The organism is Actinoalloteichus spitiensis RMV-1378 (assembly GCF_000239155.1).
GTDB classification, from domain to species: domain Bacteria; phylum Actinomycetota; class Actinomycetes; order Mycobacteriales; family Pseudonocardiaceae; genus Actinoalloteichus_B; species Actinoalloteichus_B spitiensis.
Map to the genome: position 1 here is coordinate 1 of NZ_AGVX02000063.1, position 393 is coordinate 393.

The following is a 393-nucleotide window of genomic DNA, read 5'->3' on the forward strand; positions in this document are numbered from 1 at the left end:
GTGATCTCCGCGCGGGCTGGTTCACTGTCGATCACCAGCGTGTCGAGGTCGGCGGGCAGGCTCCCGACCAGGTCCTCGGTCGTGATCACCAGGGCCGGGGTGCTGTCCTTGAGGACGTAGGCGATCCGCTCGGCCGGGTACTCCGGGTCCACCGGCACGTACACCCCACCCGCGGTCCACACCGCCCACACCGCGACCACCGAGTCCACCGACCGGGGCAGCACCACACCCACCCGGGACTCCACTCCCACACCCCGGGACCGCAACACCGCGGCCACCCGGGCCACCCGGGCGGTGAACTCGGCATAGGACAGCCCGGCACCGGTATCGGTGAGCACCGCTGCTGCTTCCGGGGTCCGTCCGGCCTGCCGGGCCAACAACCCCGCCAGGTCC

The 393-nt window shown here is 72.3% G+C and carries 1 protein-coding gene; it reads right to left on the reverse strand.

The features are described from left to right. Positions 1-338: AMP-binding protein (locus ACTIDRAF_RS27015; RefSeq protein ID WP_039785567.1), on the reverse strand; the 338-nt coding region annotated here is incomplete at its 3' end. Between the last annotated feature and the right edge of the window lie 55 nt (positions 339-393).